At 55.8% G+C, this 26,860-nt stretch carries 19 protein-coding genes; 15 read left to right on the plus strand and 4 right to left on the minus strand.

What is annotated here, in order from left to right; translation table 11 throughout:
- The first annotated feature begins 34 nt into the window (after positions 1–34).
- Together Q0V70_RS07515 and Q0V70_RS07520 are read left to right on the plus strand one after the other, a co-directional pair.
- Positions 35–928: a transporter substrate-binding domain-containing protein gene (locus Q0V70_RS07515; RefSeq protein WP_297590277.1), complete on the plus strand. Its 894-nt coding sequence runs from the start codon at positions 35–37 to the stop codon at positions 926–928.
- A gap of 10 nt (positions 929–938) precedes the next feature.
- The gene (locus Q0V70_RS07520) at positions 939–2,606 is read left to right on the plus strand and encodes a methyl-accepting chemotaxis protein (RefSeq protein WP_297590280.1); all 1,668 of its coding nucleotides are present in this window, start codon (positions 939–941) and stop codon (positions 2,604–2,606) included.
- An 18-nt stretch (positions 2,607–2,624) separates the two neighbouring features.
- Here Q0V70_RS07520 and Q0V70_RS07525 read toward each other — a convergent pair whose 3' ends face one another.
- Positions 2,625–4,208 (minus strand): aspartate:alanine exchanger family transporter, encoded by a 1,584-nt coding sequence (locus Q0V70_RS07525; RefSeq protein WP_297590283.1) that lies wholly within the window; start codon positions 4,206–4,208, stop codon positions 2,625–2,627.
- A gap of 65 nt (positions 4,209–4,273) precedes the next feature.
- Positions 4,274–5,752 carry a threonine/serine exporter ThrE family protein gene (locus tag Q0V70_RS07530; protein ID WP_297590286.1) on the minus strand — a complete coding sequence of 493 codons (1,479 nt, stop codon included), beginning with the start codon at positions 5,750–5,752 and terminating at the stop codon, positions 4,274–4,276.
- A gap of 277 nt (positions 5,753–6,029) precedes the next feature.
- Between Q0V70_RS07530 and Q0V70_RS07535 the strand changes: the two genes are divergently transcribed.
- The 6 genes from Q0V70_RS07535 to Q0V70_RS07560 all read left to right on the plus strand — a co-directional run bounded on the left by Q0V70_RS07535 (position 6,030) and on the right by Q0V70_RS07560 (position 12,771).
- Entirely contained in the window at positions 6,030–7,871 is a 1,842-nt protein-coding gene (locus Q0V70_RS07535; protein WP_297590289.1) for an acetolactate synthase large subunit, read from the plus strand.
- Between the two features lie 2 nt (positions 7,872–7,873).
- Positions 7,874–8,377 carry an acetolactate synthase small subunit gene (gene ilvN / locus Q0V70_RS07540; protein ID WP_296182361.1) on the plus strand — a complete coding sequence of 168 codons (504 nt, stop codon included), beginning with the start codon at positions 7,874–7,876 and terminating at the stop codon, positions 8,375–8,377.
- Between the two features lie 96 nt (positions 8,378–8,473).
- Positions 8,474–9,502, plus strand: a complete 1,029-nt coding sequence (gene ilvC, locus Q0V70_RS07545) for a ketol-acid reductoisomerase (protein ID WP_297590293.1) — start codon at positions 8,474–8,476, stop codon at positions 9,500–9,502.
- A gap of 27 nt (positions 9,503–9,529) precedes the next feature.
- A complete protein-coding gene (locus Q0V70_RS07550; RefSeq protein ID WP_297590295.1) occupies positions 9,530–10,495 on the plus strand; it encodes a DMT family transporter in 966 nt (321 codons plus the stop codon).
- A complete protein-coding gene (locus tag Q0V70_RS07555; RefSeq protein WP_297590297.1) occupies positions 10,492–11,544 on the plus strand; it encodes a 3-isopropylmalate dehydrogenase in 1,053 nt (350 codons plus the stop codon). Before Q0V70_RS07550 ends, Q0V70_RS07555 begins: the two co-directional genes overlap by 4 nt.
- Positions 11,545–11,643: 99 nt before the next feature.
- Positions 11,644–12,771 (plus strand): branched-chain amino acid aminotransferase, encoded by a 1,128-nt coding sequence (locus Q0V70_RS07560; RefSeq protein ID WP_297590300.1) that lies wholly within the window; start codon positions 11,644–11,646, stop codon positions 12,769–12,771.
- A gap of 190 nt (positions 12,772–12,961) precedes the next feature.
- On the opposite strand, the gene Q0V70_RS07565 is transcribed toward Q0V70_RS07560, so the two are convergent.
- Entirely contained in the window at positions 12,962–13,318 is a 357-nt protein-coding gene (locus Q0V70_RS07565) for a DUF4870 domain-containing protein (protein WP_297590303.1), read from the minus strand.
- A 107-nt stretch (positions 13,319–13,425) separates the two neighbouring features.
- The gene (locus Q0V70_RS07570; RefSeq protein ID WP_297590305.1) at positions 13,426–15,435 is read right to left on the minus strand and encodes an acyltransferase family protein; all 2,010 of its coding nucleotides are present in this window, start codon (positions 15,433–15,435) and stop codon (positions 13,426–13,428) included.
- A 128-nt stretch (positions 15,436–15,563) separates the two neighbouring features.
- On the opposite strand from Q0V70_RS07570, the gene cimA reads away from it, so the two are divergent.
- The 7 genes from cimA to recO all read left to right on the plus strand — a co-directional run bounded on the left by cimA (position 15,564) and on the right by recO (position 26,859).
- Positions 15,564–17,189, plus strand: coding sequence for a citramalate synthase (gene cimA / locus Q0V70_RS07575; protein ID WP_297590309.1), 1,626 nt, complete (start codon positions 15,564–15,566; stop codon positions 17,187–17,189).
- A 208-nt stretch (positions 17,190–17,397) separates the two neighbouring features.
- Complete coding sequence (locus Q0V70_RS07580) at positions 17,398–19,065, plus strand: methyl-accepting chemotaxis protein (protein WP_297590312.1); 1,668 nt, start codon at positions 17,398–17,400, stop codon at positions 19,063–19,065.
- Between the two features lie 5 nt (positions 19,066–19,070).
- Positions 19,071–20,732: a methyl-accepting chemotaxis protein gene (locus tag Q0V70_RS07585; protein WP_297590314.1), complete on the plus strand. Its 1,662-nt coding sequence runs from the start codon at positions 19,071–19,073 to the stop codon at positions 20,730–20,732.
- A 100-nt stretch (positions 20,733–20,832) separates the two neighbouring features.
- Complete coding sequence (locus tag Q0V70_RS07590) at positions 20,833–21,972, plus strand: TNT domain-containing protein (RefSeq protein ID WP_297590316.1); 1,140 nt, start codon at positions 20,833–20,835, stop codon at positions 21,970–21,972.
- A gap of 178 nt (positions 21,973–22,150) precedes the next feature.
- Positions 22,151–23,953: a 2-isopropylmalate synthase gene (gene leuA, locus Q0V70_RS07595; protein WP_297590318.1), complete on the plus strand. Its 1,803-nt coding sequence runs from the start codon at positions 22,151–22,153 to the stop codon at positions 23,951–23,953.
- A 126-nt stretch (positions 23,954–24,079) separates the two neighbouring features.
- Positions 24,080–25,717: an L-lactate permease gene (locus Q0V70_RS07600; protein WP_297590320.1), complete on the plus strand. Its 1,638-nt coding sequence runs from the start codon at positions 24,080–24,082 to the stop codon at positions 25,715–25,717.
- A gap of 410 nt (positions 25,718–26,127) precedes the next feature.
- Complete coding sequence (gene recO / locus Q0V70_RS07605; RefSeq protein WP_297590323.1) at positions 26,128–26,859, plus strand: DNA repair protein RecO; 732 nt, start codon at positions 26,128–26,130, stop codon at positions 26,857–26,859.
- The last annotated feature ends 1 nt before the right edge of the window (position 26,860 follow it).

A 26,860-nucleotide genomic window follows, 5' to 3' on the forward strand; every position in this document is an offset into this window, starting at 1 on the left:
GACAATTTGGTGTTCGAAATCAAGGGAGATGCGTATGCCAGCCCGCTGGAAGATTTTGTCCGTTTGTGCTCTAGCTTGTTTGAGTCTTTCAGTCGCGGGTTGCAGTAGCGGTCCGGCGTCTGATTCTGGCGGGGTCGAATCCTACGACATCTCCAAGATTAAAGCTGATCCGAAACTTCACGAGATGTTGCCGCCGGATAAGCGCGATTCCTGGACCGCCGGCGCATTCATGCCGTATTCCCCGGCTGAGTTCTTTGATGACAGCAATCAACCCATCGGCTACGAGATAGATACCTTGAAAGCTCTAGGCAAGCTGATGGGCGTGAATGATGTCCAGTTCAAAAGTGAGGAGTTTAACTCGCTGCTGGACCGGGTCAACGATGGCACCTTCGACCTGGTTATGTCCACTCTCACCCTTAAGAAATCACGGATGCGCCAAGTCAACATGGTTTCTTTTGTAAACGTGGGAGTTATTTATGCCGTAGGACCAAACTCAGAGTTCGACTACACCAATCCTTGCGGCTTCAAAGTGGGTGCGCGTACTGACACCACCATGATGGAGGCCTTGAAAGCCGCCTCGGATACCTGCGTTGCCGAAGGTAAGGAACCCATCAAGATCGCTGAGGACCAGGACCAGGAGGTGCTTAATTCTCAAGCGGCCGAGGGGACTTTGGATGCGGTGTTGGGTGAAGAGCCCAGTATGCTCTACGGACAGATTAAGTTCGACGGTTTCACCACGGTGGGGCAAAACTCGGATGTGGCACCGCAGGGCCCAGTGTTCGCCAAGGATGACGAAGCCTTTGCAAAGGCCGTACAGGCGGGGCTGCAAGAGATGATGGACACGGGTCTGTTGGTTGATGTGTTAAAACCCTGGGGTGTGGAGTCACTGGCTTTGAACTACGCCACCTTGAACCCCCCGCTGATGTAAGGAATTGATGATGAATTTTCGATTTTCGTCAATGGTAAAAGTTGCCTCCATACTGGTGGTTCTATTCTGCGTCCTGGGTTTGGTGGGAGACATCCTGGCTGTAATCTCTACCCGGGAGGTGCAAAGCGCGCAGCGAGAAGCCTCGTCTCGCTCCGCGGGCGTCAACCTGCTGACCTCGGCGAACAGCGACTTGACGAACTTGTCGCGAGCCTACGTGGTGGGCGGACTTTCAGCGGATCTAGCTGATTACACCAATCAGCTCTATATCAAGCGTGATCGTGAGTATGGGGTACGGTTGCTGAACGAGAACGGCGGCACCAAGGAGCAGCTTGACCTGCTGAAAGAGGCTTTGGAGGCCAGCAAGATACGAGATGACATTGAGCTGCACGCCATTGCTTTAGCCGCGCTGGCTCGCGGCGAGGACATGGCGGCTATGCCCGCCACGGTGGAGAACTATTCCATTCCGGCCGAGGAGGAGTCCCTACCCGCCGAACAACAGCTCGCTCTAGCTTCCGAACTGGTTTTTGGCCGTGACTATTCGTTGGCGTCGGCTTCCGTAATCGAACCGGTACGAAAGATTGGACATCTGGAGGCCGGTTCTCTGGAAGCGGCAGGTTCCGCGATGCAACGTGCTAACGTTGGTCAGACCATCTCTCTGTTCGCGCTGATGGTGGTGTTTTTCCTACTCGGCGCGGTCGTGTTGACCTTCCTGATTCTCCTGGCTCGCCGGGTACGTCGGCCTTTGTCTCGGCATACTGTGGCTTTGCAGAATCATGATCAGTATGATTTGGGTTTTCGGTTGCGTGATGATACGGGTGTGCCGGAGATTCGGGATTTGGCGAGGGCTTTTAATGGTCAGAATGATCAGGTTAATGAGTTGATTGGTGAGGTTAGTGGTACTTCTGTGGGGTTGCAGGAGCATGCTGGTAATTTGGCTGATACGGCTGCCCAGTTGGATGAGACTGCTCAGGATACGCGGGTTCGGGCGGCGGGGGCTGCTGAGCAGGCGCAGTTGTTGGCTACGAATATGGATACTTTGAGTGCGGCTATGGAGGAGATGCAAGCGGCGATTCGTCAGATTTCTGAGTCGGCTACTTCGGCTTCGCAGATTTCTGAGGAGGCGGTTGAGTCTGTGGGTTCGGCGACGAAGGTTATTGATACGTTGGGTGAGTCTTCGCAGTCTATTGGGGAGATTACGAATTCGATTACTTCGATTGCGGAACAGACAAATCTCTTGGCGCTCAATGCGACTATTGAGGCGGCTCGTGCGGGTGATGCCGGGAAGGGCTTCGCGGTGGTTGCTGGTGAGGTTAAGGATTTGGCTGCGCAGACGGCGGTGGCTACGGCGGATATTTCTGAGCGGGTCAGTTCTATTCAGGAAGACTCCACTAAGGCGGCTGAGGCTATTACTCAGATTAGTGAGATTATTGCGCGGATTAATGATTCTCAGCAGACGATTGCTTCGGCGGTTGAGGAACAGACGGCGACGACGAATGAGATGTTTGGGGTGGTTCGTGGGGCTGCGCAGACGACTCAGGATATTGTGGGTTCGATTGAGACGGTTTCGGCTACGGCCGAGAAGTCTGCGGAGGGGGCTCGTACCACTTTGGAGGCTGGTCAGGCAGTTGCTGATTCTTCCAGCCAACTAAGCAAACTCGTCTCCCGCTACCACCAGTAAGGGCGGGTCTGCAGCGGTCTAAAGCATCCCGACAAACGTTCCGCACAGAATCTTGGTAATCATTGCTACGGGATAAGCCATGGCGTAGCCCAGGGAAACCCGAGGGTCGGTGTTGGTTTGGTCGTTAGCGAATCCCAACACCGCCGGCTGGGTTTGGGCGCCGCCCATGAAGCCGGAGAGCTTCGTGCCTCCCATTTTGGCTACCAGACGCATCAGGATGAACAAGGTGAGTCCAAACACATTGGTGACAATGAAGCCGAGAAGCAAAATTCTCCACCAATCCCCGCCGGTGAAAGCGGTTTGAATGGAGCCTCCGGCATTCGTTCCGGCCTGGGCCAGGAACAGCAGCAGACCGATTTCACCCAAGACCTGACCCGTGGTGTAGGGCAGAGTCGTGACAAATGGGCCGATGCGCCCCACGCGGCCCATAATCAATCCCATAATGATAATTCCGGCGGCATACCCGATGTTGAAGTATCCGCCTCCGGGGTTGGGAATGGGAATCTCACCAATGAGGAAACCTAAGGTCATCCCGATGCCCAGCGCTACCGGGTTGAGTGAGGTGAGTCCGCGGGTGGAATCACCCAGGTATTTGGTGATGACCGAGATGCTTGATTTCGGCGCCACCACGCGCAGTCGGTCGCCCAGCTGCAACGTAAAGTCCGGGTAAGCCACCATGTCTACGTCTCCGCGTCGAACTCGTGACACCGTGGCACCAAAGCGGTCACCCATGTTCAATTCCGCGATGGTTTTGCCAGCCTTGGAGGCATCGGAAAGAGTAATGCGTCGGTAGTCGAGGTAGCTGCGGTCGGTCTGTAGTGAATGGGAGGACGAATGACCCAATTCTTCGATAATGGTGTGTACGGAGGAGGCCTCGCCCACAATCGTAATCAAATCGCCGGGGTTGAGCGTATCAGACATATTGGGGCGGGTGATTGGCCCCTGTTCGCCACGGCGCAGACGTGAAAAAGCTAATTTTTCGTTGAATCTCTCAAAAATTTCGCCTAAGCGGGGGTGGGTGTCGATTTCCACTCGAATCGTTTTGGACACGACAGGACTGGGCGCGTCTCGGTCATTTTTGCCCTTTTTCAGTGCTAACGACGCGAAAAAGAGCATCCCTAGAACACCGTAAAGATAAGCAATAGAATAACCGACCGTGGCGGTGGCGATGTCCCCGGACGTTTCCCCTCCTGCCTCGAGCATTGGAGTGTTAGTCAGTGCCCCAGAGAGGGTCCCCACTATTTGGCTGATTGGCATCCCCAGTAAGGTGCCGATTCCTACCGCGACAGCGCTGACTCCCACATAGGCTCCGACCAGCAGGAGGATTGATTTCCAGGCCGTTTGTAGGGTCGCAAAAAAGTTCGGACCAGAGTTTGAACCAATACAAAATGCGAACAAAGAGAGTCCCAGTACGGCGATTTCTTTCGGAATCATGAGCTTTATGCCCGAAGCACTGGCCCAGGCGGAGACGCCGATAGCGAGGAACAACACCGCGGCTGCGCCCAGAGAAACACCTTTGACTTTGATGTGCCCAAAGGCCATGCCTATTCCCAATAAAGCAGCTAAAAGGACAATTGGGTGGGCTGCGAAAAATTCGAACAAAATGTCCTCCAGAGACGTAGTGATAAATCAACCTTGTGGTCGGGAAAACCAACAAAGTCAGTCTATCAGCGCATACTGAAAGAATCGTCAGCGTCGGCATTAAGAACGGGGTGGGTGTCGACAATTTCCCTGTCTTGCAGCCAATTTCGATCCGTGAGCATCCGGGCTGTGGAAAGGCCGATGCCAATGGCCAAAATGACCACGGACACTTCGCTAAGGGAGGCGATAGCTCCTATCGTATTTCCTTCGTTGAGGTGTACTAAGGCTGAATAGAGAGGAACGCCGGGAACCATCAGCACTGCTGCCGGAACGGACAACGAGACTCGTGAATAGTTAAAGTTCGACAGACGGGAAATAACGTCAGCAAGCAGACCGATTGCCAGCGCCTCCAGCCCTACCGAAAATTGCCAATTGAATCCCGATTCCACAACGAAAAAACGCAACGGATTAACCAGAGCGCATATCAACCCGGCATAGACGCACAGTCGCCGGGTCGAATTGAACAGCATGGCAAACCCGGCAGAGGCCACAAATGAACAGAATGTTCGGGCGAAGTACAGCCAATGCCCCTCCAGAGGCGGGTTCACCGCGGGGTCTACCGCCCAGTGGAAGGTTAGGGACACAATCCACACGCTCGCTCCGGCTGAAATAATCAACATCAAGGTATAAACCAGGCGCGGTATCCCAGCGGAAAGATCCAGGCGTACCAAATCGAGCATCGAGGTAATGAGCGGGAAACCGGGAACCAAAAACAGTACCGCGGAGACAATTCCCACCCGGAATCCGAGAGGATCAGCTGTTATCCAAGGCGGTATAGTCGCCAGAACCGCTGGTGAATAGGCGCGCTGCAGCATCGTTTCCAGTAGCACGGCGCAACCGATGTAGACCAGTGAGGCAGCAAAACCGGCGGTCATCCAGACCGCAAAATGATTAGTTTTCTTTGCCATCATTATCCGGCGCACGCTTTGCCCGAATCCCGCCGCTACACCAGCCAGAACGCACTCGATGAGCCCGCCGCGGTTCAGGAAACAGAAACAGGCACAGGCAAATCCTGCTGCCAAAGTGTTAGCAATCTTATTGAATTCAGGTTTGTAGGACTCAATGCGATCCATGAGCCGGTTTGCCTCGCTGACGGGCGTGTCCGGTTTAATGTTTTGGATAAACAGGCGCAGTCGATCAAGTTTGGCCGCGTTGGTGCCAAAGTCCCTCTGTTCCGAGATCTCGGTCCGGGAAAAAGGGCGCAGATAGACGGTAGAACTGATTTCGCCAAAGGTGACTTGGACGTGGTGCTCATCGGCTCCCAACGCGGTAGCCAGGCGTGCCATAGAAATCTTAATCCGGTACGCAGAAGCCCCGCAGGACTGCAGCATATGGCCTAAACGCATAGTTGTGCGGGAGACTTCCGTGAGCTGGATACGAATCTTTTCGTACTCAACCATGCTCTGGGTATTGACTTCAATAGGCTCGTCAGCAGCTTTTTTCTTGGGGGTAAAGGCGTGGTCGCGCTCGCCACGCAGTCGTTCCAAGTGCTTTGACAGAAACATTGCGGTCTGCTCTTTCACGCGTCGGGGAAAATTTAGATTCAATGACACAAACAGATTTAACCATCTGGTGGACGCCATTAATCAGGACTAAGGGCACAGCCAGCGGAAATGATGAGGCTACCCTAAGTTTGAGAGCGCCAGCTACCACTGCTTCCGGCTTTCTGGCGGGGGTATAGCCCTGTAAGGAAGTGTCTCATTATTCGGTTCGGAATCCACATAGTGAGATTTTCCCCTTGCGGGTTTCCATCCTTTTAGCCCCAGAGCTACAGTTGGGTGCATGAGCGAACCAGAAACGAAATCCATGGGAGCCTATGGCCCCGAGGAGACCCCCAATGAAATTGATCCCGCCGCTCGCGGCGAAGTCATGACCGGTGCGAAAGCTGTCATTCGTACCTTGGAGGAACTGGGAGTGACCGATATTTTCGGGATTCCCGGCGGGGCGATTCTCTCCACTTTTGATCCGCTGTATGACTCCCAGAAACTCAACTTCGTGCTGACCCGCCACGAACAGGGCGCCGCCCACGCTGCTGAGGGCTACGCGAAATCCACCGGGAAAACCGGGGTAGCGCTGGTGACTTCGGGACCGGCCGCCACAAACCTTCTGACCGGTCTGGCTGACGCCATGATGGATTCGGTCCCGGTGGTCGCGATAACCGGCCAGGTCGGAGCGGAGTCTATCGGTACTGATGCCTTCCAGGAATCCGACATTGTCGGTGCCTCAATGCCCCTGACGAAACACAGTTTCCTGGTCACTCGTCCCGAGGACATTCCTTCCCGCCTAGCGGAGGCCTTCTTCATCGCTTCCTCCGGGCGTCCCGGACCTGTTTTAGTGGACATCACGAAAACGGCCCAGAACAAAAAAATGGCCTTTACCTGGCCTCCGCCGATGGAGCTACCCGGATATAAACTGCCTGGCAAGCCTTCCAAACAGCAAATTGCGGCGGCGGCCACCGAAATCGCGGGAGCACATCGACCGGTGCTATATATCGGTGGCGGAATTATTGGTGCCGATGCGACCTCTGAGTTGAAAGAGTTAGCTGACGCTACCGGGGCTCCCGTAGTCACCACCCTGACCGCGCGCGGAGCTTTCCCGGATGACTCTCCGCAGCATATGGGAATGCCGGGGATGCACGGTTGCGTGTCCGCGGTGCTGTCGATGCAACAGGCAGACCTGCTGATTGCGCTCGGTACGCGTTTCGATGACCGGGTCACCGGAGACGTGAAATCCTTCGCTCCTCACGCCAAGGTCATCCACGTTGATATCGATGCGGCCGAAATCTCAAAAATCCGTCACGCCGATGTCCCTATTGTGGGAGATCTAAAACCAGTCATCGCGGCGTTGCTGCGGGCACTGCCCCAAGCCTACAAACAGTATGGCCGGCCGGACTTAACCCCGTGGATGAAGTCTTTGACCAAACTGAAAGACAAGTACCCCGCGTACTTTGATGATACGTTGGACGGCCTGGTCAGCCCGCAAAAGGCGATTAAAGTGCTCGACGAGGTCAGCGACGATGACGCAATCGTGGTCACCGGGGTCGGCCAGCATCAGATGTGGGCGTCACAGTTCATGACCTACCGTTATCCGCGCACCTACATTTCGTCTTGTGGTCTGGGAACGATGGGATTCGGCGTCCCCGCCGCGATGGGCGCAAAAGTCGCCAATCCGGATCGGGAAGTCTGGCTCATTGACGGAGATGGCTCGTTCCAGATGACGAATCAGGAACTGGCCACCTGCACCCAATCGCATATCCCGATAAAGGTGCTGCTCATCAACAACTCCTCGCTGGGGATGGTGCGCCAATGGCAGACCCTGTTCTATAACGAACGCTATTCTCAGACCGACCTGCATGACGGAGCCCGTAACCTCGATGAGGCAAACCGGTTGGGAATCCCCGATTTTATGCTTCTGGCGAAAGCCTACGGAGCTGAGGGAATTCGGGTTACCGACCCGAAAGACCTGCGCCAAGCCCTGGAGAAAGCTCACCAGATTGACGACCGTCCGGTCGTAGTCGAGGTGCTGGTCAGCCCCGATGCCATGGTGTTCCCGATGGTTCCCGCGGGTCAGACCAACGACAAAGTCATTTATGCCCCTGACAAGACTGTGACCTGGGAGGACTAAACATGAGTATGACACATACCCTGTCGGTGCTTGTCGAAAACAAGCCTGGCGTTTTGACCCGCGTGGCGGCGCTGTTTGCCCGCCGTGCTTTTAACATTCAATCCCTCGCGGTGGGAGAAACTGAGAAACCCGAGATTTCGCGCATCACCATCGTGGTCGATGTTTCTGAAGTGTCCCTGGAACAGGTCACGAAACAGCTGAACAAGCTGGTGAACGTGCTGAAAATCGTGGAGTTGGAACCCGAACGAGCCGTTGAGAGGGAACTCGTGCTCATTAAAGTTTCGGCTGACGACACGAATCGAACCGCAGTACTCCAGATTGTGGAACTGTTCCGGGCTCATGTCGTGGACGTGTCACGGGGCACCTTGGTCATCGAATCCATCGGTTCCCCGGCGAAACACGCGGCTCTGTTGCGCGAGTTGGAGCCTTACGGAGTTCGTGAAATCGTCCAATCGGGCAACGTCGCGATTGGACGCGGATCGAAGTCCATCACCGATCAAATTTAGGGGCAAATTAGCCGGACTTTGCCTAGTTTTTGCACGGAAAAACGCCCTATATCTTTTTCAATGAAACACCTCTACAATTAATAAGGAGAAAAAATCATGGCGGAAATTTATTACGAAGACGACGCTGACCTGTCGCTCATTCAGTCTCAGAAGGTGGCCGTAATTGGTTACGGCTCGCAGGGTCATGCCCACGCGCTGAACCTGCGCGATTCCGGGGTCGACGTGGTCGTGGGCTTGCGCGAAAGCTCCTCCTCCCGGGCGAAGGCCGAAGAACAGGGCTTGACGGTGAAAACCGTGGCGGATGCCGTGAAAGAAGCCGACGTGGTCATGATTCTGTTGCCCGACCAGGTGCAGAGCAAGGTCTATGCCTCCGAAATCGAGCCGAACCTAAAGCCGCATGCCGCCCTGTTCTTTGCGCACGGGTTCAACATCCGTTTCGGCTACATCAAGCCCGGTCCCGGCCACGACGTGTGCATGGTGGCGCCCAAGGGCCCGGGGCACGTGGTGCGCCGTACTTTCGTTGCCGGTCAGGGCGTCCCCGACGTTATCGCCGTGGAATGCGACGCCTCCGGACGCGCTTGGGAACTGACAAAGTCCTACGCGAAAGGCATCGGCGGGACCCGCGCGGGCGTCATCAAGACGACCTTTACCGAGGAAACAGAAACCGACCTGTTCGGTGAACAGAACGTGCTGTGCGGCGGCGTATCCAAGCTCATCGAGTACGGTTTTGAGACCCTGGTCGAGGCCGGCTACCAGCCTGAAATCGCCTACTTCGAGGTGTGCCACGAGATGAAATTGATTGTGGACCTCATCAACGAGGGCGGCCTGTCCAAGATGCGCTGGTCTATCTCCGATACGGCCGAATACGGCGACTACATCTCCGGTCCGCGCGTCATCACCCCCGACGTGAAAGCCCACATGAAAGACGTCTTGGCGGATATTCAAAACGGCAGCTTCGCCAAGCGTTTCATGGACGATCAAGCTGCCGGAGCCCCCGATTTTAAGCGTCTGCGCGCTGCGGGCGAAGGTCACCAGATTGAAAAAGTCGGTGCCGAGCTGCGCCAGATGTTTACCTGGAATACCAACAAAGACACCGATTATGTGGAGGGCCACGCCGCTCGCTAATCGCCGAGTACAGATAAGGACATCGTGATGAAAAAGTTAATCCCCATATTAGCGTTGGCTTCAGTTTGCGCTGCGTGGGGGTCAACTTTTTTTATGATAAAGGATCATGTTCTGGATGATATTCCGGCTTCTGATTTCCTGACCGTGCGCTTTATTCTCGCAGCCATGATTGCTTGCGCGTTGTGGTTTCGGGAATTGCGCACGGCAGGCTGGAAGACGCTGGCTCTCGGCTTCGGAGCGGGGATTCTCTACGGTTTGGGTCAACTGGCGCAAACGTGGGGATTGAACCTGACCTCTCCTGCCACCTCGGGATTCATCACTGCCATGTCCATCGTCTTCGTGCCTTTCGTGGCGTTGATTTTGTTCCGGGAACGTTTCAAGCCGATTACTTGGCTGTGGATGCTGCTGGCAACTCTCGGCTTGGCGGCACTGTCCCTGCAAGGGTGGTCCTTCGGTCTTGGCGAGCTGACAACCCTGTTGGGGGCGTTATTCTTTGCTATCCAGGTGGCCTCTCTCGGTGTAATCTCGCCGGGACGTCCCGCGGGAGCGCTGGCTGCCATGCAGATGGTGGGGACCGCGGCGGTGAACGCCGTTCCGGCGCTTTCGGATGGAGAACTCATCCTGCCGTCTAACGGTGCCGTCTGGGCCAGCCTCATCTATATGGTTCTGGTTTGTGCGGTGGGGGCTCTGTTCATCCAGACCTGGGCACAAGCACGGATGTCCTCTACCGAGGCGGCCTTGATTATGGCTTGCGAACCGCTTTTTGCCACCCTTTTTTCGGTATTGTTTAGCGGGGAAGCCCTGACGTGGCGGCTCTTGGTGGGCGGTACTCTCATCATGGTGGCGATTGTGGCGGCGCAGTTGGTCGGGGTTCATCCCGAAGACAACAAGCCGGACCGGGTCGAAAGCCGCGAAGCAGCTCCTTTAACTGAGAACCGCACTCGGAAAACCGCCGATTTTAGACATCAAAAGAAAGTTGGAGTTACGTTATGACGAGTATTGATTTGGCCTTGATTCCAGGGGACGGCATCGGTCACGAGGTCGTGCCCGAGGCCGTGAAGGTCCTCAATAAGGTCTTGGAGGGTGCGGGAGTTGGTTTGAAAACCACCCTCTACGATTTGGGGGCGGCTCGTTACCATCGTGATGGGGTGGTTTTGGATGATGCCACGGAACAAGCCCTGCGTGGCCACGACGCGATTTTGCTGGGGGCGGTAGGCGATCCTTCCGTGCAGTCCGGGGTGTTGGAGCGCGGGCTGCTGTTGAAGCTGCGTTTCGACTTTGACCACTACGTGAATCTGCGCCCTTCCAAGTACTATCCGGGGGTGCCGACCCCGCTGGCGAATCCGGGCAACATTGATTTTGTGGTGGTGCGCGAAGGTACGGAAGGACTGTACTGCGGTAACGGTGGGGTGTTGCGTCAAGGCACACCACAAGAGATTGCCACCGAAGTGTCCGTGAACACACGTCACGGTGTGGAGCGGGTCGTGCGTTACGCTTTTGCGCAGGCTCAGGCGCGCCGCCGGCATCTGACTTACGTACACAAACACAATGTGCTGGTTAATGCCGGACACCTGTGGCGCCGCTGCGTGGAGGAAGTAGGAAAGGAATTTCCGGAAGTGGAAGTCGACTACCTACACGTTGATGCGGCCACGATTTTTCTGGTCACAAACCCCGCCCGGTTTGATGTGATTGTGACCGATAACCTGTTCGGCGACATCTTGACCGATGAAGCCGGGGCAATCACCGGCGGTATCGGCTTGGCGGCATCGGGAAACATCAATCCGGAAAAAACCTTCCCGTCTATGTTTGAACCCGTCCACGGTTCCGCCCCGGACATCGCTGGACAGGGCAAAGCCGACCCGACCGCCACTATTGCGAGTCTGGTCCTGATGCTTAACCACTTGGGCTATCCTCAACTGGCGGCGAGCATTCAACGTGCTATCGATGCGGATATGGCTCACCGCGCCGCCGCATCTGCGGCCGGGACCCCCCTGGTACGCACCACCAGCGAAATCGGCGACGCGATAGCCGCCTCTCTCTAAGGCTGGTGACCACGAATCCCCGAAAACTCTAAGATTCTGGGCACGGCGTGCCTCGAAACACTTTTCCTATCAATAACCCAATGAAAGAAGAAGAACAACATGAGCAATCTCGAAGAACTCGCGAAACAGCCGCTGCCTAACGCCAATGAACTGGCGGGGCGATTCCCGCTCCAGCCTCATGACCATAGGGCCGACGAAGCTACCTACCGGGAAGTAATGCAAAAACTCGCTTTCGGTCAATCCTTTAGCGATTACATGGCACACGCGTTGTGGACCAAGGACGGAGGTTGGCAGGAAAAGGATTTGCGTCCCTATGGGCCGCTGCCGGTGTATCCGGGAACCTCGGTGTTGCATTACGGTCAGGCGATTTTTGAAGGATTAAAGGCGTACCGCCGGGCCGACAACACGATTTGGCTGTTCCGTCCCGCTTTCAACGCGAATCGGTTTAATCAGTCTGCGCGCCGTTTGGCGCTGCCGGAAATTCCGGTTGAGGACTTCGTGGGGTCTTGTGTGGATTTGGTGCGTGCCGATGCCCGCTGGGTGCCCGTCAAAGATGGCTCCACTCTGTACTTGCGTCCCTTTATGTACGCCTCGGAGTCTTTCCTGGGGGTGCATCCGGCGCACGAGGTGACCTACCTCAATATCGGTTCGCCGTCAGGGCCTTACTTCGACAACGGCTTTTCGCCCGTTTCTATCTATGTGTCTGAGGATTACCACCGCGCTGGACCGGGCGGTACCGGCGAAGCTAAGACTTCCGGTAACTACGCGGCGTCTTTGCAGCCCCAAGAGATTGCGGCGGAAAAAGGTTACGCGCAGGTGTGCTTCCTGGACGGGGAAACGAACACCTATATCGACGAGCTGGGCGGCATGAACGTCTTTGTGGTGTACCGCGACGGCAAAGTGGCGACCCCGCAGCTCACGGGGTGCATCTTGGAGGGCGGTACCCGCGGTGCGATTATTCAGGTTCTGGCTGATGAAGGTATTACCGTCAGCGAGGAACGCATCGCCCTGCACCAGCTGTTGGACGACATTCGCGCCGGTAAGGTTGCCGAGTTCCTGGCTTGCGGGACGGCCGCGGTCGTGACCCCGATTGGCAAACTCGGCGGGAAAGACTTTGAGCTGGACGTTCCCACTGGCCCGATGACCAAGCACATCCACGACATCATCACCGGCATTCAGTGGGGACGCCGCGAGGATTCCCACGGCTGGTGCTACCGGGTGCTGTAGTTTGGCAAGCTGAACGATTTATTAACTGCCTTATGAGATTGTCGCTAAGACAATCCCATAAGTTGTTACAGTCACGAGAATAGTGTTTTCTAAATCCGAGAAATAGTGCCTAGTAATCCGGCACCTTAGGTATGGTTGTTCGGGGTTTCCTGAAAGAGCGAGAGCTAACGCAATACCGCAAAGGTAGCAATCAATTAAGAATGGGCAGCTGGAAGGGGTAGACGTAGACCTGCTGGTTAGAGGCGGCGATGGCTCCGCGGATGCTGTGCCACAGGGTTAGAGCGAACACTGCCAGCCACAGAACCAGAGCCAGCGGAATTAACAGGATAGTAAAGAAAGCAATCCACCCGGCGATACCAGCGATCCACATGGCGACGTTAAAATTAAACGCTCCAGCCGCAGCGACGCGCACTGCCGGGGAACTGTCCTTTTTCACCAACCAGACGATGAGTGGCCCCAGGAATGACAGCCAGCCGGCGGAAACAGCCATAGCGATGAGGACTGAAAGATGAGCGAACATCGCCCACAAACGTTCATTATTATTCACCCGAGTATTTTTTCATCCCGTAGACATAGCCGCAACTGGAAACACGATTCCCAATTTGGAACTTTTCCCTTTCCCGCCGACACCTGAAAATAATTCAGAGGCTGTACCTATTGGGGAGGCGTCCCCGTCACGACACGCTGTTTCGGGGTGAGCCGTTTCTTGGGTAGCAGCGGGGCTTTGTCCCCTTCCAAGGTTAGCGGCCAAGCGTTGACCACAGCTTGCGCGAACCGTCGGGAACGTTCGGAGTTTCCGACGGTGTTGCAGTGCACTCCGTCGCCGGTGATGAACCATTCCGGACGCATATCCCGATCCCACGGATAGACCCACATATTCGGGTAACGTTTCTGCTGGTGGTAGAGTTCTGCGTTCCAAGCGTCCATAACATCTTTGGTGTACCACCTGGGTGATCCGTTCGGGTTCACCACGGTCGTAATCCACAGCACCGGGTATTTCGGACCGATAATGTCCATAGTGGTTCGAATATGGGTGTCATAGTCGGTGCCGCCATAGACATTCATGTTCGCGGCATCGTTCGTTCCTAAGGCAATCACAAAGCACGAGTCCCTATCAATCCCGCCGGCGAGGATTTCGCGGATGGAATCGTTTCCGGACGGGAAGTCCTGGAAGCCTTGATTGGTGGCACGCGCCCCGAAGCTCGAGTTGGTAACTTTCGTGGCGCCGGTGGCCGTGTAGGTCTTGGTGGCATTGTCTGCCGGGTTGAGCACCCCGGCATCGGTAAACATTGCCAGGGAAGTGGAATCTCCCACATGGATGATTTGGTGGCATCGGGTGCGGGTCGCCGCGAGAGCTCGTGCCTGAGCCGCTTTGCGTTCCCGTTCCGCTTGAGCCTTCGCCAAGGCTGCCTTTTTTGCCTCGAGTTGGTCGTGATAGCTCGTGGCAGCTTCCGTTGGTACTCCGACCAGGGCAAAGATGAGGAAGAAAGCAAGGGGGAAAGACAACAGGGCGTGAGGTAGGGAGCCTCTGCGAGTCAACCACCGCCACAGGGGGACAAAGAATCCGTTGCGGCGAATGGGATCTTCGACCAAGATCCAAGACAATGTGGCTAGGCCAGTGGTGGCTCCAATGATAATCAAGGCCCTGACAATAACCGGCACCACCTGCAGAGGAGTGTAAAGGAAAGCGATAAGTGGCATATGCCACAGATACATGGCGTAAGACCTCTCCCCAATCCACGCGAGGGGACGCAGCGCAAAGAGCTTATATATCCGCGTGTAGCGGTTCGAAATGGCAAAGAGCAACGCCGCGGTAGCCAGCGAGAGGATTACCAGTAAACCGTTGAACAAGGCTGGTGAAGAATCAGGAATAAAGACATAAATGGCCAGCACAGCGCCCAGACCAAGCCATCCCAATACTTCAGCTAGGTAGCGATCCTTACGAAAGATGACCCTGCCAATGAGGGGGCGTGTTGTATTCGGATTGGTGGGCTTAATCATGATGATGGCGAGAATGGCACCCACCAGCAGGCCGCCCGCGCGAGTATCGGTGCCTTCATAAAGGCGGGTGGCATCCATGCCGAGAGAACACCCGTAGGCTAGCCATGCAAAAGAACCCACGGCGAGTATAGAGGTGAGGATTACGAGCAGCGAGCGGCGGCCGCGGCTGATGACCAGGAGTAATAACAGTACCAGCGGCCAGAACAGATAGAACTGCTCCTCGACAGACAATGACCACATATGTTCAAAGGGGCTCTGGGAGAACTGGTCAAAATAGGAATCACCCCAAAAGATGGTGGCCCAGTTATTGACGTAGAAAATGGCGGTGAGTCCGCCGAGACGATAGTCCGGCCAGCTGTCGGCTTTAAAGAACGGCGTGAGGGCCCAGATGACCAGGACCGTGAGAATGACTGCGGGCATTAAGCGGCGCAGGCGGCGCAGCCAAAAGGTCTTTAGCCCCAGGTTTCCGCGGCGATACCAGGAACGCATGAGGTTACCGGTGATGAGGAAACCCGAGATGGTAAAGAACACGCCCACACCGGCCAAACCGCCGGGCATCCATCTGAAGCCAAGGTGATAGCAAATCACACCGAGGACTGCGAGGGTTCTCAAGCCATCGATGCCCGGGTTATAGCGCGATTCGTTACCTATCGGTTTTGGCATAGCGGTTGCTATAGTACCCTTTCCGGGGCGCACAAATTAAATCAAGGAGATATTAAATCAATGAGGTATATGGCAGTGAAATTAGAACTCAATTAATCTCTCGCGAGGGACTTTTGTAACATGGGGGCATGAAAACGACTCAGCCGATAGAGATATACGACACCACTTTACGTGACGGCGCCCAGATGGAGGGCATCTCGCTATCCGTTGCGGACAAGCTGAATATTGCGCAAGCCCTTGATGACCTGGGGGTTAGCTTTATCGAAGGCGGCTGGCCCGGCGCGATTCCGAAAGATACCGAGTTCTTTGCGCTGGCGTTGTCGAAACTGCAACTGCGCCATGCGACCCTGGCCGCTTTTGGCGCCACCCGCAAGGTGGGTACCAAAGCTAGCGAAGATCCGCAGGTGCTGGCACTGTTGGATTCCGGGGCGCCGGTCATTACCCTGGTGGCAAAATCAGATTTGCGCCACGTCACGGATGCCTTGAAAACTACCGGTCAAGAAAACCTGGCGATGGTGCGCGACACGGTGCAGTTTCTGGTCAAGGCTGGTCGGCGGGTGTTCGTGGATGCCGAACATTATTTTGACGGCTTGACTCACGATGCCCAATATGGGCTGAAAGTGCTGGAAGCCGCCGGACAAGCAGGGGCGGAAGCTGTCGTGCTGTGTGACACCAACGGGGGTAACCTGCCCTCAACCATCGGCGTAAAAGTCGCTGAAGCCCGCGACTATCTGGACAAACACGGCCTGGAGCAGGTCAAAATCGGGATTCATACCCACAATGACACGGGGTGTGCCGTGGCGAACGCTATGGCCGCCGTTGAGGCCGGGGCGGTACAGGTCCAGGGCTGCGTAAACGGCTACGGGGAGCGCACCGGCAACGCCGACATCCTCACCCTTATCGGCAACATTGAAATCAAAATGGGCCGACCCGCCCTTTTGAATGAAAACGGTCTGACCGAGCTGACGCGCACCTCACACCGGGTGGCGGAAATCACGAATCTGCGGCCTTCCAAGCGCCTACCTTACGTGGGCGATTCCTCGTTTGCACACAAAGCGGGTCTGCACGCCTCGGCTATCCGCGTGAATCCGGACTTGTATCAGCACATTGATCCCGCGACAGTCGGCAACGATATGCGGATGCTGGTTTCCGAGATGGCGGGACGAGCTTCGGTCCAGCTGAAAGCCAAAGAGATGGGCATTGACCTGTCCGGGACGCCCTACCTGACCGGCCGGGTGGTGGAAGCGGTGAAGGAAAAAGAGTCCCACGGTTACGTTTTCGATGCGGCTGACGCGTCCTTCGAGTTGCTGGTGCGGGCACAAGGCGGGGACTTGCCGACCTATTTTGAGGTTGAGACGTGGCGAACTTTGGTGCAAGCCGGTCGGGCTTCGCTGAGCGATAACGGAGAGGCGGAAGCCGAAGCCACCGTCAAGCTGCGGACTCGTGACGGTCGAAAAATCGTCACCGGGGAAGGCAACGGCCCCGTAAACGCGCTGGACCACGCGCTGCGCCAGGCATTATCCCAAACCTACCCGGACATCACGAATTTTGAACTCATCGACTACAAGGTGCGGATTCTGGACACGACCTTTGGGACGGACGCGACCGTGCGGGTGCTGATTACGACCACTAACGGTGACATTCAGTGGACCACAGTCGGGGTGGGCGAGGACGTGATTGAAGCCTCCTGGGAAGCCCTCGTCGAGTCTTTGACCTGGGGTTTGATGCATCTCGGGGTACGTCCTAAAGTCTAGTTTGCTCGGTTTATGCCGTATTTGTCTCAAGTTTCCCCGACTGAATTTCCGGTCGGGGAAACACTATTTGAGGGAAAACCGTTGCATTGTCATAAAAAAGGCCGGAAAAAGCCTAAACTGATAGCGGTGAACAGCGATTATGTACTATATCAGGATGATAATCCGGTTTATCAGACACGGATACTTTTATGGAAGGCGGCGTTCTTAGATGTCTAAGAAAAAGGCGGCACCAGCACAGACTGATGCCACCGTACAGGTTGGTGAAAGCCCAACTACTGACGGTAAAAAATTCCCTTTGGGGAAAAAGATGTTCTTGGTCAATATGACTGCAGCCATAGCGGCTCTTTTGCTGTTAGCAGTGGAATGGATTGGACTTGGCATTGCAAACTCAGATGTATCCCAAAAGTCCGCCAGCTCGGTAACTTCGCAGGAAATTACCAAGCTGGCGGAGGAATGGCGCTCCGCGGAATTTCTCTGGTCGCAGGGCATCTACACTGCTCTGCGCGGTGACCCGAACGCGTTGCAGACTTTTGGGGAATATCTCCAGAATCTCGATGCCTTCAACCAACACGTGTCGAATTTCCCCACGGAAGAGCTCAGAGCCCAAAATCAGGTCACTTTTGAGAACATAAAATCAGATGCCGCATCACTCAATTCCATGTTGACTAAGGTCAGTGGGTCCGTGACTTCTCTGGATGGTCTGCGTGGTGCGGTGGTAGCCGAAGCGGAAAATATCCGTAACGTGTCGAGCTCAATCAGCGATAACATCGGGAAGCTGAGCGAGGATTTGAATGTCCAAAACCAGGCTGCCAATGCTCGGATTGAATTTATTCAGCCCTTGACGATTGCGGCAATCATCGTTACCGGTGTGGTGACGCTGTTTATCATGCTGTTACTGAACCTTAAGATGTCGCGAGGCTTCATGAGGTCAGCTAAGGAAAGTTCCGCTGCCTTGAATCAACTTTCCCACAAAGACCTGACCATTCATCCCGTCAAACACACGAATGACGAGATTGGACGCTTGGCGGAAAAACTTGTGGTGGCAGCCGAAAAACTACGTAACATTTTTGGTCAAACCGTGTCGACAGCTGAGGAAGTACACGCCACCACGCAAAAGATGGTGGGTGATGGTCATGACCTCATCGGCACTATTGAACAGGCCAGTAACGTGATTACTTCCGTTGCGGCTGCGGCTGAGCAGGTTTCGACGAGTATCGCAACGGTGGCAGCAGCTGCGGAGGAAATGGGTGCCTCGATTCGGGAGATCTCATCGAATGCCAATGAGGCTGCCAAAGTTGCCACGGAAGCTACCGAAGTCGCGGCGCAGACGAACGAAACCGTGACCAAGCTAGGTGAATCCAGCCAAGAAATTGGTGAGGTCATCGAAACGATTACAGCGGTGGCGGAACAGACCAACCTGTTGGCACTCAACGCTACTATTGAGGCGGCTCGAGCCGGTGACGCTGGCCTCGGGTTTGCGGTTGTGGCGAGTGAGGTAAAGGATTTGGCTGCGGAAACCACGACGGCCACCGCTGATGTAGCCTCACGGATTGAACAGATTCAGGTCGACACCGGTCAAGCGGTCGAGGCCATTAACCAGATTAGTGACATCATCGCTCAAATCAACGACTTCCAGGCCACTATTGCGGCGGCAGTGGAAGAACAAACTGCCACCACCAATGAGATGACCAAGTCCATTTCGGAAGCATCTTCCGGGTCGACCGAGATTGCGGCCAATATCAACGAGATAGCCCAAACGACTAACAACAGCGCTGATAACCTGCGTGATTCTGTTGACAGAGCGGAGGTCGTGGCGAACCAGACCCAAGATTTGAACCAGCAACTTAGCGAATTTACCTACCGGGAAGGACAGTGAGAATCATGACTCAGACTAATCCGGTCAACCAGCTAGGGGAGCAGGGAATGAATAATCAACCGAATGATACGAAGAAACCGCAAAAAGCCTACAAGCGCACTACCCTGTTGAAGCGGCTGTTCAGTGGGGCTTTGCCGGGGTTCGTGGGAATGCTCATCTTGGGTCTAGCCTGCGTAATTACTATGACTCAGACCAACCACAGCACGAAAGAGTACCTGGAGGCATCAACCAACGCGGAAACTCTATCTTTGATGGAAGCCGAGATCTATGAGATTGGCCAGCATCAATACGCTTATGCGCGTTCCATTTTGGAAGGCCAGCCCGACGAGGAACAGGCCGAACAGCTGCAGGCCACCCAAGATGCTTTGGAAGATAACATGCAAACGATTATCGACACCACGAACTCTGAACAGGTGCGTACGGCGGCTCAACAAATCATGAAGTCTTCCGCTAACCTGCGTGAGGTTGTGGCGCAATCGACTACGGAATTACAAGCCACGCAAGGACAAGATTCAGCGGTCTTGAGCACGGTTCTCCCACAGGCCGTCAATGATATGGTCGCGCAGCAGGATCAGCTGACACCGCTGCTAAAGCAAGTGCTAAATCAGTCAAAGAAGGACATGGAGGGCCAACGCGTCCGGGGACTGATTTTCCAGACCATTGTCCTAGTTCTCGTGGTGGTCTTAGCGGTATTAATTATGGGTAAAGTGCGCCGCTCTATCACTCATTCCGTGCAATCTGTGGAAACTGTGGTGAAAGGTCTGACTCAAGGTGACTTGACGCGCAGTGCGGTTATCAATTCCAATGATGAATTGGCGGACATGTCGCGGGCGGTGAATCTATCCAATACGACCTTGCGAGAGGCCTTTGGGTCTGCGGCTCGCACTTCCGAGACTGTTCGTTCCGAGTCCGAGACTGTGGCTAATCTGACCTCCAAGACCGCTCAGGCTGCCGCAGATTCAGCCGCACAGGCCACCGCTGTGGCAGGTGCAGCGGAACAGGTTTCCTTCAACGTTCAGACCGTTGCTGCGGGCGCAGAAGAGATGGGGTCGGCTATCCGGGAGATTTCGTCTAATGCCAATGAGGCGGCGCGAGTTGCCCAGGAGGCTACCCAAGCAGCCGCGGTGACCACTGAAACTGTTGAAAAACTGGGCAAATCGTCAAAGGAAATTGACGAAGTCATCCACACTATTACCGCGATTGCGGAGCAAACCAACCTGTTGGCCCTGAACGCCACTATCGAGGCCGCGCGTGCCGGTGAAGCGGGCAAGGGCTTTGCGGTAGTAGCTGGAGAAGTCAAGGATTTGGCTGCGGAAACAGCTAAAGCCACGGATGACATCACCGGACGGATTGCCAAGATTCAAGACGACACGGATTCTGCTGTCACGGCTATTCGGCGTATTTCTGAGATTATTGCTCAAATCAACGATTTCCAAACCACTATTGCCGCCGCGGTAGAGGAACAGACCGCTACCACCAATGAGATGGCGCGTTCCGTGACTGAGGCAGCTTCCGGCTCTTCCACGATTGCCACGAATATCGGCCAGTTTGCCGGGGCTGCCAGCCAGGCGGTGGAACCGTTGAACGCCCTGGCTACAACTGCTTCCGATTTGCAGTCCAAGGCCGCGGATTTGCGTGCGGAGCTGGGCAAATTCAAGTATGAATAAGCGCAGTTGGGCGTCCCGTCCGACTCGCGAAACAACTCAATAATGGGGTGAAACCTCACGCTGGTGCCCTCCTATGGCTTAAACTTGATTTATAATCACCATGCAGCCAGAGGAGGGCATCAACGTGATTGGTTCGGTCCAGGAGTTCGCTCGCCTGTGTACTTCGGATAACGAAGAGGACTTCATGCGGGCAATGACTGACGTGGCGCCGACTTTTATCTGGGAGGAAATCATCCGCAAACGCCCGGAGCTGGCTGAATATGTGGCGCAGGCACAGAATTTGCCCGACACCGTATTTGAAACTATCGCGCTTTTTGCCCCGTGGCGAGCTCGCTACCTGGTCGCGATGCAGGAGCGCACTCCTGCTTATGTACTCGCTAAACTTGCCAAAGACGGCGATAGTCGGGTGCAAAAGGCAGCGGTGGCCAATGAATTGACACCGTTGAAAGTTATTGCGGAGCTGCGTGAGGACACGAACGAGGAAATCTCCCAGCTGGCTCGTTTGGCGTGGACTGAGCGGGCAGAGAAACGCGCCGGTAAACATTCCGGGCGTCCCGAAGCGACGTGGGATGTACCGCAGCCACCGGGAAATGCCGAACCTGAGGCGGACGAAGCTGCTCGCTACAAGTCGTATTTTGACGAGCTGTGTGCTCAGCGTGGCCTGACTGAGGATGATGTGGTACGGGGGTTCGACCCTCGTGATCCTCAACTGCCGCTGTCTCCCGAAGGCCCGTGGGTGGTCGCTCCCTGGGGTGATGAAGGATACGTCGTTGGTTCACAGCGCGGTGCCGAGTTTGCTGCCTACGAAGTGTTGCCTGATTTGGAAGCGGCGGTGTCCCTCGTCGCCCGGTTGGTGCGAGAAAAACCGGAAACTGGTGAACTGACGACCAACGCAGCTGAGCGCGGTCACCGTACCGCCATTGGAATTGACGCCCGCACGATCTCCCGCGGCGGGAAACCCGGCTCCAACGAACTGCGTCCCGGCGACATGCTGGACTGTTTTGACGATGATAAAGCCCAGTTTTTGTTTGCTATGGGGACTCCTTTGGCGCAGCGGGGGATTCGCCTGAACAATGAGAAACCCTACCGAGTCTTTGAGGTCATGGCGCCCCTACCACTGGCGGTTTTGGAGGGTCTCACCGCAAAGACTTCGAGTAATCCAGGCGGCGGCGCGATAGTGGTTTTGGATAAACCTCTGCGGTGGTATCTGGACCACAACTTCCTACGTGAGCTGCGTTAATTTCTCATATTGAGACAGTAATTTCGTAAAGTGAAACCCGTGTTACTATGGGGCTGTGTCGCACACCATGCTGCTGTTGCCTAACCGCGTAGGGCTCTGAATCAGCCAGGCCCCCTGCGCGGAGTTCTTGCTTGCCTGGTAACTAAGATTAAAGCAACAGCAGTAAAGGAATTTCACCATGCGTACCTCTGGATTCACCAATCGTCAGCAAACCTCCGGAATGCCTTACGGTAAATACCGCCCGTTCCTAGAGACGAACCCCATCTCACTACCTGAACGAACCTGGCCTAACAACCGGATTACGAAGGCGCCGCGCTGGTTGTCTACCGACCTGCGGGACGGCAACCAAGCCCTCATCGAACCGATGGACTCCGCGCGCAAGCGCGAAATGTTTGACCTCCTGGTGCGCCTAGGATTCAAAGAAATCGAAATCGGTTTCCCGGCCGCTTCCCAAACCGACTTTGACTTCGTGCGTTCCCTGGTAGAGGATGACGCCATACCCGAGGATGTGACCTGCTCAGTACTCTCGCAATCCCGCCCGGAACTTTTGGAACGTACCCTGCAAGCCATTAAGGGATACCATCGCGCTACCGTACATCTCTACAATGCGACCGCCCCGGTCTTTCGCCAAGTCGTGTTTCACAACGATAAAGCGCAAACCATCGAGATGGCGGTGTCCGGCACTCGTGAAGTCATCGCCGGAGCCGAAAAGATCCTCGGGGACGACACAATCTTTGGCTACGAATACTCCCCGGAGATTTTCGTAGACACCGAAATCGACTTTGCCCTGGAAGTTTGCGAAGCAGTGATGGAAGTCTGGCAGCCCGACAGCGAACGGGAAATCATTTTGAACCTGCCTACTACGGTGGAACGCTGCACACCCAACGTTTACGCCGACCAAATCGAGTACTTCTGCCGCCACATCTCACACCGTGAACATGTCTGCATTTCGGCCCACAACCACAACGACCGCGGCACCGGCATCGCGACCGCCGAACTGGCCCAGATGGCTGGCGCTGACCGGGTTGAAGGCTGCTTGCTGGGTCAGGGCGAACGAACCGGCAACGTTGACCTAGTCACCTTGGCGATGAACCTCTTTAGCCAAGGTATCGACCCCCAACTGAACCTGTCCAACCTCGATGAAGTCCGCGAAATTGTCGAGGGCTGCACCCGTATGTCCACCCCGCCGCGGCTGCCCTACGTGGGGGACCTGGTCTATACGTCCTTCTCCGGCTCCCACCAGGACGCCATTAAGAAAGGCTTTGCTGCGCGCGAACAGAAGGTTCGGGACGCGGGCGGAGACGAAAACCAAGTCATTTGGGAACTGCCCTACCTGCCTATTGACCCTCACGATGTGGGGCGCAACTACGAAGCTATCGTCCGAGTGAATTCGCAATCCGGCAAGGGCGGTATCGCTTACATAATGAAGGAAAAGCATCACCTCGACTTGCCGCGCCGCCTGCAAATCGAGTTCTCGAAAATCGTGCAGCGCACAACCGATCGTTTCGGCGGTGAACTGGGGGCGAACGACCTGTGGCAGATTTTTGCCGATGAATACTTGCCGGCTTCAGAAGCGGGGATTGACTCGCGTCACTGGGGTCGTTTCTTGCTCGACGGGGTGCATGTTTCTTCCGTTCCCTCGGCTTCTGGCGGGGACACGGAAGTCTCCATTACGCTGAACGACCGCGGCGCGAAGCTCCAGCTGGAATCGTTCGGCAACGGTCCTATTGATGCCTTCGTCCATGCCTTTGAACAGATGGGCATGGAAGTGCGGATTCTGGATTACGTGGAGCACGCGTTGAGCGCCGGGCGTGACGCCACCGCCGCGGCCTATGTCGAGGCCGTAGTGGACGGCGAGGTGCTGTGGGGGGTCGGCATCGATTCTTCGACCATTCGTGCCGCTTATAAGGCCGTAATCTCGGCGATTAACCGGGCGCAGCGCCAATCCCAAGTCGTGGATAGCTCCGTTCCGTTTCCCTGAAGATTGAACCGCTAGAGTTTACCGGGGAAAGCTCTGACCCGGTAGGTTCGCGTTCGAGAATCCAACCCGCAAGTTCAGGGTATCGGGTGGCGATTGATAGGGTAGGCCAGGACGAAGGAGTAAATCATGTTCGTGCCCAATGTCACCGCGGTCGGAGGGCTGCTGTGGCTCAGTGCCATTGTGGCTCTGCTCCCGGTAGCGGTGTTCTTTGTGCTGGTCGGAGCCGTGCGGATGCGTTCTCACTGGGCGGGAGCTATCGCCCTGGGGGTCGGATTGCTCGTGGCAATAGCGGGGTTCCGGATGCCGGTCGACATGGCTGTCGCGGCCGCCCTGCTCGGGGCGGAAAACGGCTTAATCCCCATCGTGATTATCGTTATCGCGGCCGTGTGGCTACACCGTTTGATGGAGGCGACCGGGCGGGAAGCTGATTTGCGCAAGGTTTTTTCGGCTGTCGGTCAAGAGGATTTGCGTATCCAGGCCATGCTGATTGCGCTGTGTTTCGGGGGTCTGCTAGAGGGCTTATCCGGTTTCGGGGTTCCCGTGGCGGTGGTGACCGCGCTGCTGCTGGGGCTGGGATTCAAACCGATGAAAGCGGCCGTGATTGCTCTGGTGGCGAATACTTCCCCGGTGGCCTACGCGGCGTTCGGGGTACCGATAACGACCGCGGCGGCCCTTCTGAGCGGGCATGACCCCATTCAAAACGCCGCTGACATCACGTATTATGTGTCCTGTACTGAACCGGCGATTGCTTTCGTGATGCCGTTCGCGCTGAGCTTGTTGATTGATAAGGATCACTTCCGCCACATGTTCCCCCTGGCTTTCGTGATGGGCCTGGTGGAAGGTATCGGACAGTTCCTGACCTTGCGCTTTGTGTCCTTTGAGTTGGGTGGGGTATTGCCGCCCATAGTGACATTCCTGGTAGTGGCGTTGATGGTGCTGGTTTATCGGCCCCCGGTTCCTCCCGAGTTTGTCACGGAAAAGCCCACTGACCTGCGCGTGGGGCGGGTGGCGCTGGCTGTGATGCCCTATGGCTTAGTTATCGTGATTCTATCTGTAGGGCGAATGGTGCCCCAGGTCGCCAAGGTTTTGACCGCGACGGATTTGCACGTTGCCTGGCCCGCTTTGGCAGGGCGGGTGGCCAGCCCGGACAAACCGAGCGTAGCGGGAAACATCGGCAACATCACCATTCCGATACTGTCCCAGCCGGGAGTGTTGATTGCGGTGGCGGCGCTGGTAACCGGGGTGGTGTTTACCCTGGTTACCGAAGGCGGGAAATATCCGCTTGGCTTTAAACAGGTCGGTGCCAAGCTGTGGTCGGCGATTTATTCCATGCGGTATTCCGCGGCCACCATCCTGGAAGTGATGGCGTTGGCTTACTTGATGAACATTTCCGGTATGGTTTTGACCATCGGGACCCTGCTGGCGGCAACCGGAACGTTCTTCCTGTTGCTTTCCCCCATGATTGGCTACCTCGGCACAGCGATTTCCGGCTCGACTACCTCGGCAAACGCCCTGTTTGCCTCCCTCCAAGAGACGACTGCTCTCCAGATTGGTCTGCCTGGGGCTTTCTCCGTGGCGGCCAATACCGCGGGCGGGGTCATCGGCAAGCTCATCGCCCCCCAGTCCCTGGCGATTGCCGCCGCCGCGATGGGCGAACCCGAGAAAGAGACCGATCTGCTCCACGAAGTGCTCGGCTGGTCTTTCTACCTGCTGCTTTTCGCAGTGTTCATCTGTTTTGTCTGGGGCCTGATTTTCCTGGGCTAGCCCGCTAGCTTTCGGATTCCTGCCAATTCTAGAATCCAGTACTGCTAGCATTTACCGCAAAGGATTCGCAAAACCCGGGGGTGTACAGATGAATAAATGGCAAATCTTCTTCTATCTAGTGTTGTCTGTTTATGCTTTCTATGTCCTGTTTTTTCGAGGAGGGACTTTAGTCATTGCTTTCGCAATCCTGTTGATTTATTCACTGGTTCGGGACCTTCCGAAAAAAGACCCTCGGAACGATTCACGACCCCCGTTCTTCCGCAAGGACAACAATGACAGGCTCTAATCTGTCCTCTACGAAGGAATGGTGGAGCGGAACCAGACTCGGAGGACGGAATGAGTCAGGGGAATCGGGTTACGAAAGAGTGGGAACGGGATTCTTCCGCTTGCCCGTGGGATAATAATCCGTGATGAGAACTTTTCGAGATGCGGCCGTTATTCTGCGCACCCAAGACCTGGGGGAGGCTGACCGCATCGTGACCCTGCTGACCGAAAACCACGGGCTTTTGCGCTGCGTGGGGCGGGGAGTACGAAAGACCATGTCGCGCCTGGGAGCGCGACTGGAACCTTTTGGAGCGGTCGACATTCAGATACGCTGGGGCAAGTCCGGCCTGCACCATATTGAACAAGTGGAAATCCTGGCTCCTTATGGCCGCAGCCTCGCTAACGATTACGCCCGCTACACCGCCGCCAATCTGATGGTAGAAACCTTGGAGCGTCTAACCGAGGACTCTTGGACTAATGAGCGGTACTATCACTTGACCGTTGGGGCTTTACACGCTTTGGCGACGGGGCGTCACGAGCCGTCTTTGATTCTGGATTCATACCTGTTGCGTCTCATGTCGTTGGCGGGCTGGGCGGCAAGCTGCTGGGATTGTGCGTCTTGCGGGGCCAGGGGGCCACACGTTTACTTTAATCCCAGCGGCGGCGGGGCGATGTGCGTAAACTGCAAGCCTACCGGGGCGCGACCGGTTGATTCTGAGACGATGCGCCTGTTGGCGGCTTTGGCTGTCGGAGATTGGCAAACTGCTCAAGACAGCGGATGGATGGCGCGGGCTGACGCCCACGCCTTAGTGTCGGCTTTCGTGCAGTGGCACGTGGAGCGCCGTCTAAAATCCTTGTCCTTGCTGGAACTCGCCTAGG

The sequence above is a fragment of the uncultured Mobiluncus sp. genome, assembly GCF_947087965.1.
GTDB lineage: Bacteria > Actinomycetota > Actinomycetes > Actinomycetales > Actinomycetaceae > Mobiluncus.

Bases quoted from the DNA above. Each gene is read 5' to 3' on its own strand.
- Q0V70_RS07600 (WP_297590320.1), top strand. From the start codon at position 24,080: ATGTTCGTGCCCAATGTCACCGCGGTCGGAGGGCTGCTGTGGCTCAGT.
- Q0V70_RS07580 (WP_297590312.1), top strand. From the start codon at position 17,398: ATGTCTAAGAAAAAGGCGGCACCAGCACAGACTGATGCCACCGTACAG.
- leuA (WP_297590318.1), top strand. From the start codon at position 22,151: ATGCGTACCTCTGGATTCACCAATCGTCAGCAAACCTCCGGAATGCCT.
- Q0V70_RS07555 (WP_297590297.1), top strand. From the start codon at position 10,492: ATGACGAGTATTGATTTGGCCTTGATTCCAGGGGACGGCATCGGTCAC.
- ilvC (WP_297590293.1), top strand. From the start codon at position 8,474: ATGGCGGAAATTTATTACGAAGACGACGCTGACCTGTCGCTCATTCAG.
- Q0V70_RS07585 (WP_297590314.1), top strand. From the start codon at position 19,071: ATGACTCAGACTAATCCGGTCAACCAGCTAGGGGAGCAGGGAATGAAT.
- Q0V70_RS07530 (WP_297590286.1), bottom strand. From the start codon at position 5,752: ATGTTTCTGTCAAAGCACTTGGAACGACTGCGTGGCGAGCGCGACCAC.
- Q0V70_RS07535 (WP_297590289.1), top strand. From the start codon at position 6,030: ATGAGCGAACCAGAAACGAAATCCATGGGAGCCTATGGCCCCGAGGAG.
- cimA (WP_297590309.1), top strand. From the start codon at position 15,564: ATGAAAACGACTCAGCCGATAGAGATATACGACACCACTTTACGTGAC.
- Q0V70_RS07570 (WP_297590305.1), bottom strand. From the start codon at position 15,435: ATGCCAAAACCGATAGGTAACGAATCGCGCTATAACCCGGGCATCGAT.
- recO (WP_297590323.1), top strand. From the start codon at position 26,128: ATGAGAACTTTTCGAGATGCGGCCGTTATTCTGCGCACCCAAGACCTG.
- Q0V70_RS07550 (WP_297590295.1), top strand. From the start codon at position 9,530: ATGAAAAAGTTAATCCCCATATTAGCGTTGGCTTCAGTTTGCGCTGCG.
- ilvN (WP_296182361.1), top strand. From the start codon at position 7,874: ATGAGTATGACACATACCCTGTCGGTGCTTGTCGAAAACAAGCCTGGC.
- Q0V70_RS07520 (WP_297590280.1), top strand. From the start codon at position 939: ATGAATTTTCGATTTTCGTCAATGGTAAAAGTTGCCTCCATACTGGTG.
- Q0V70_RS07515 (WP_297590277.1), top strand. From the start codon at position 35: ATGCCAGCCCGCTGGAAGATTTTGTCCGTTTGTGCTCTAGCTTGTTTG.
- Q0V70_RS07590 (WP_297590316.1), top strand. From the start codon at position 20,833: ATGCAGCCAGAGGAGGGCATCAACGTGATTGGTTCGGTCCAGGAGTTC.
- Q0V70_RS07560 (WP_297590300.1), top strand. From the start codon at position 11,644: ATGAGCAATCTCGAAGAACTCGCGAAACAGCCGCTGCCTAACGCCAAT.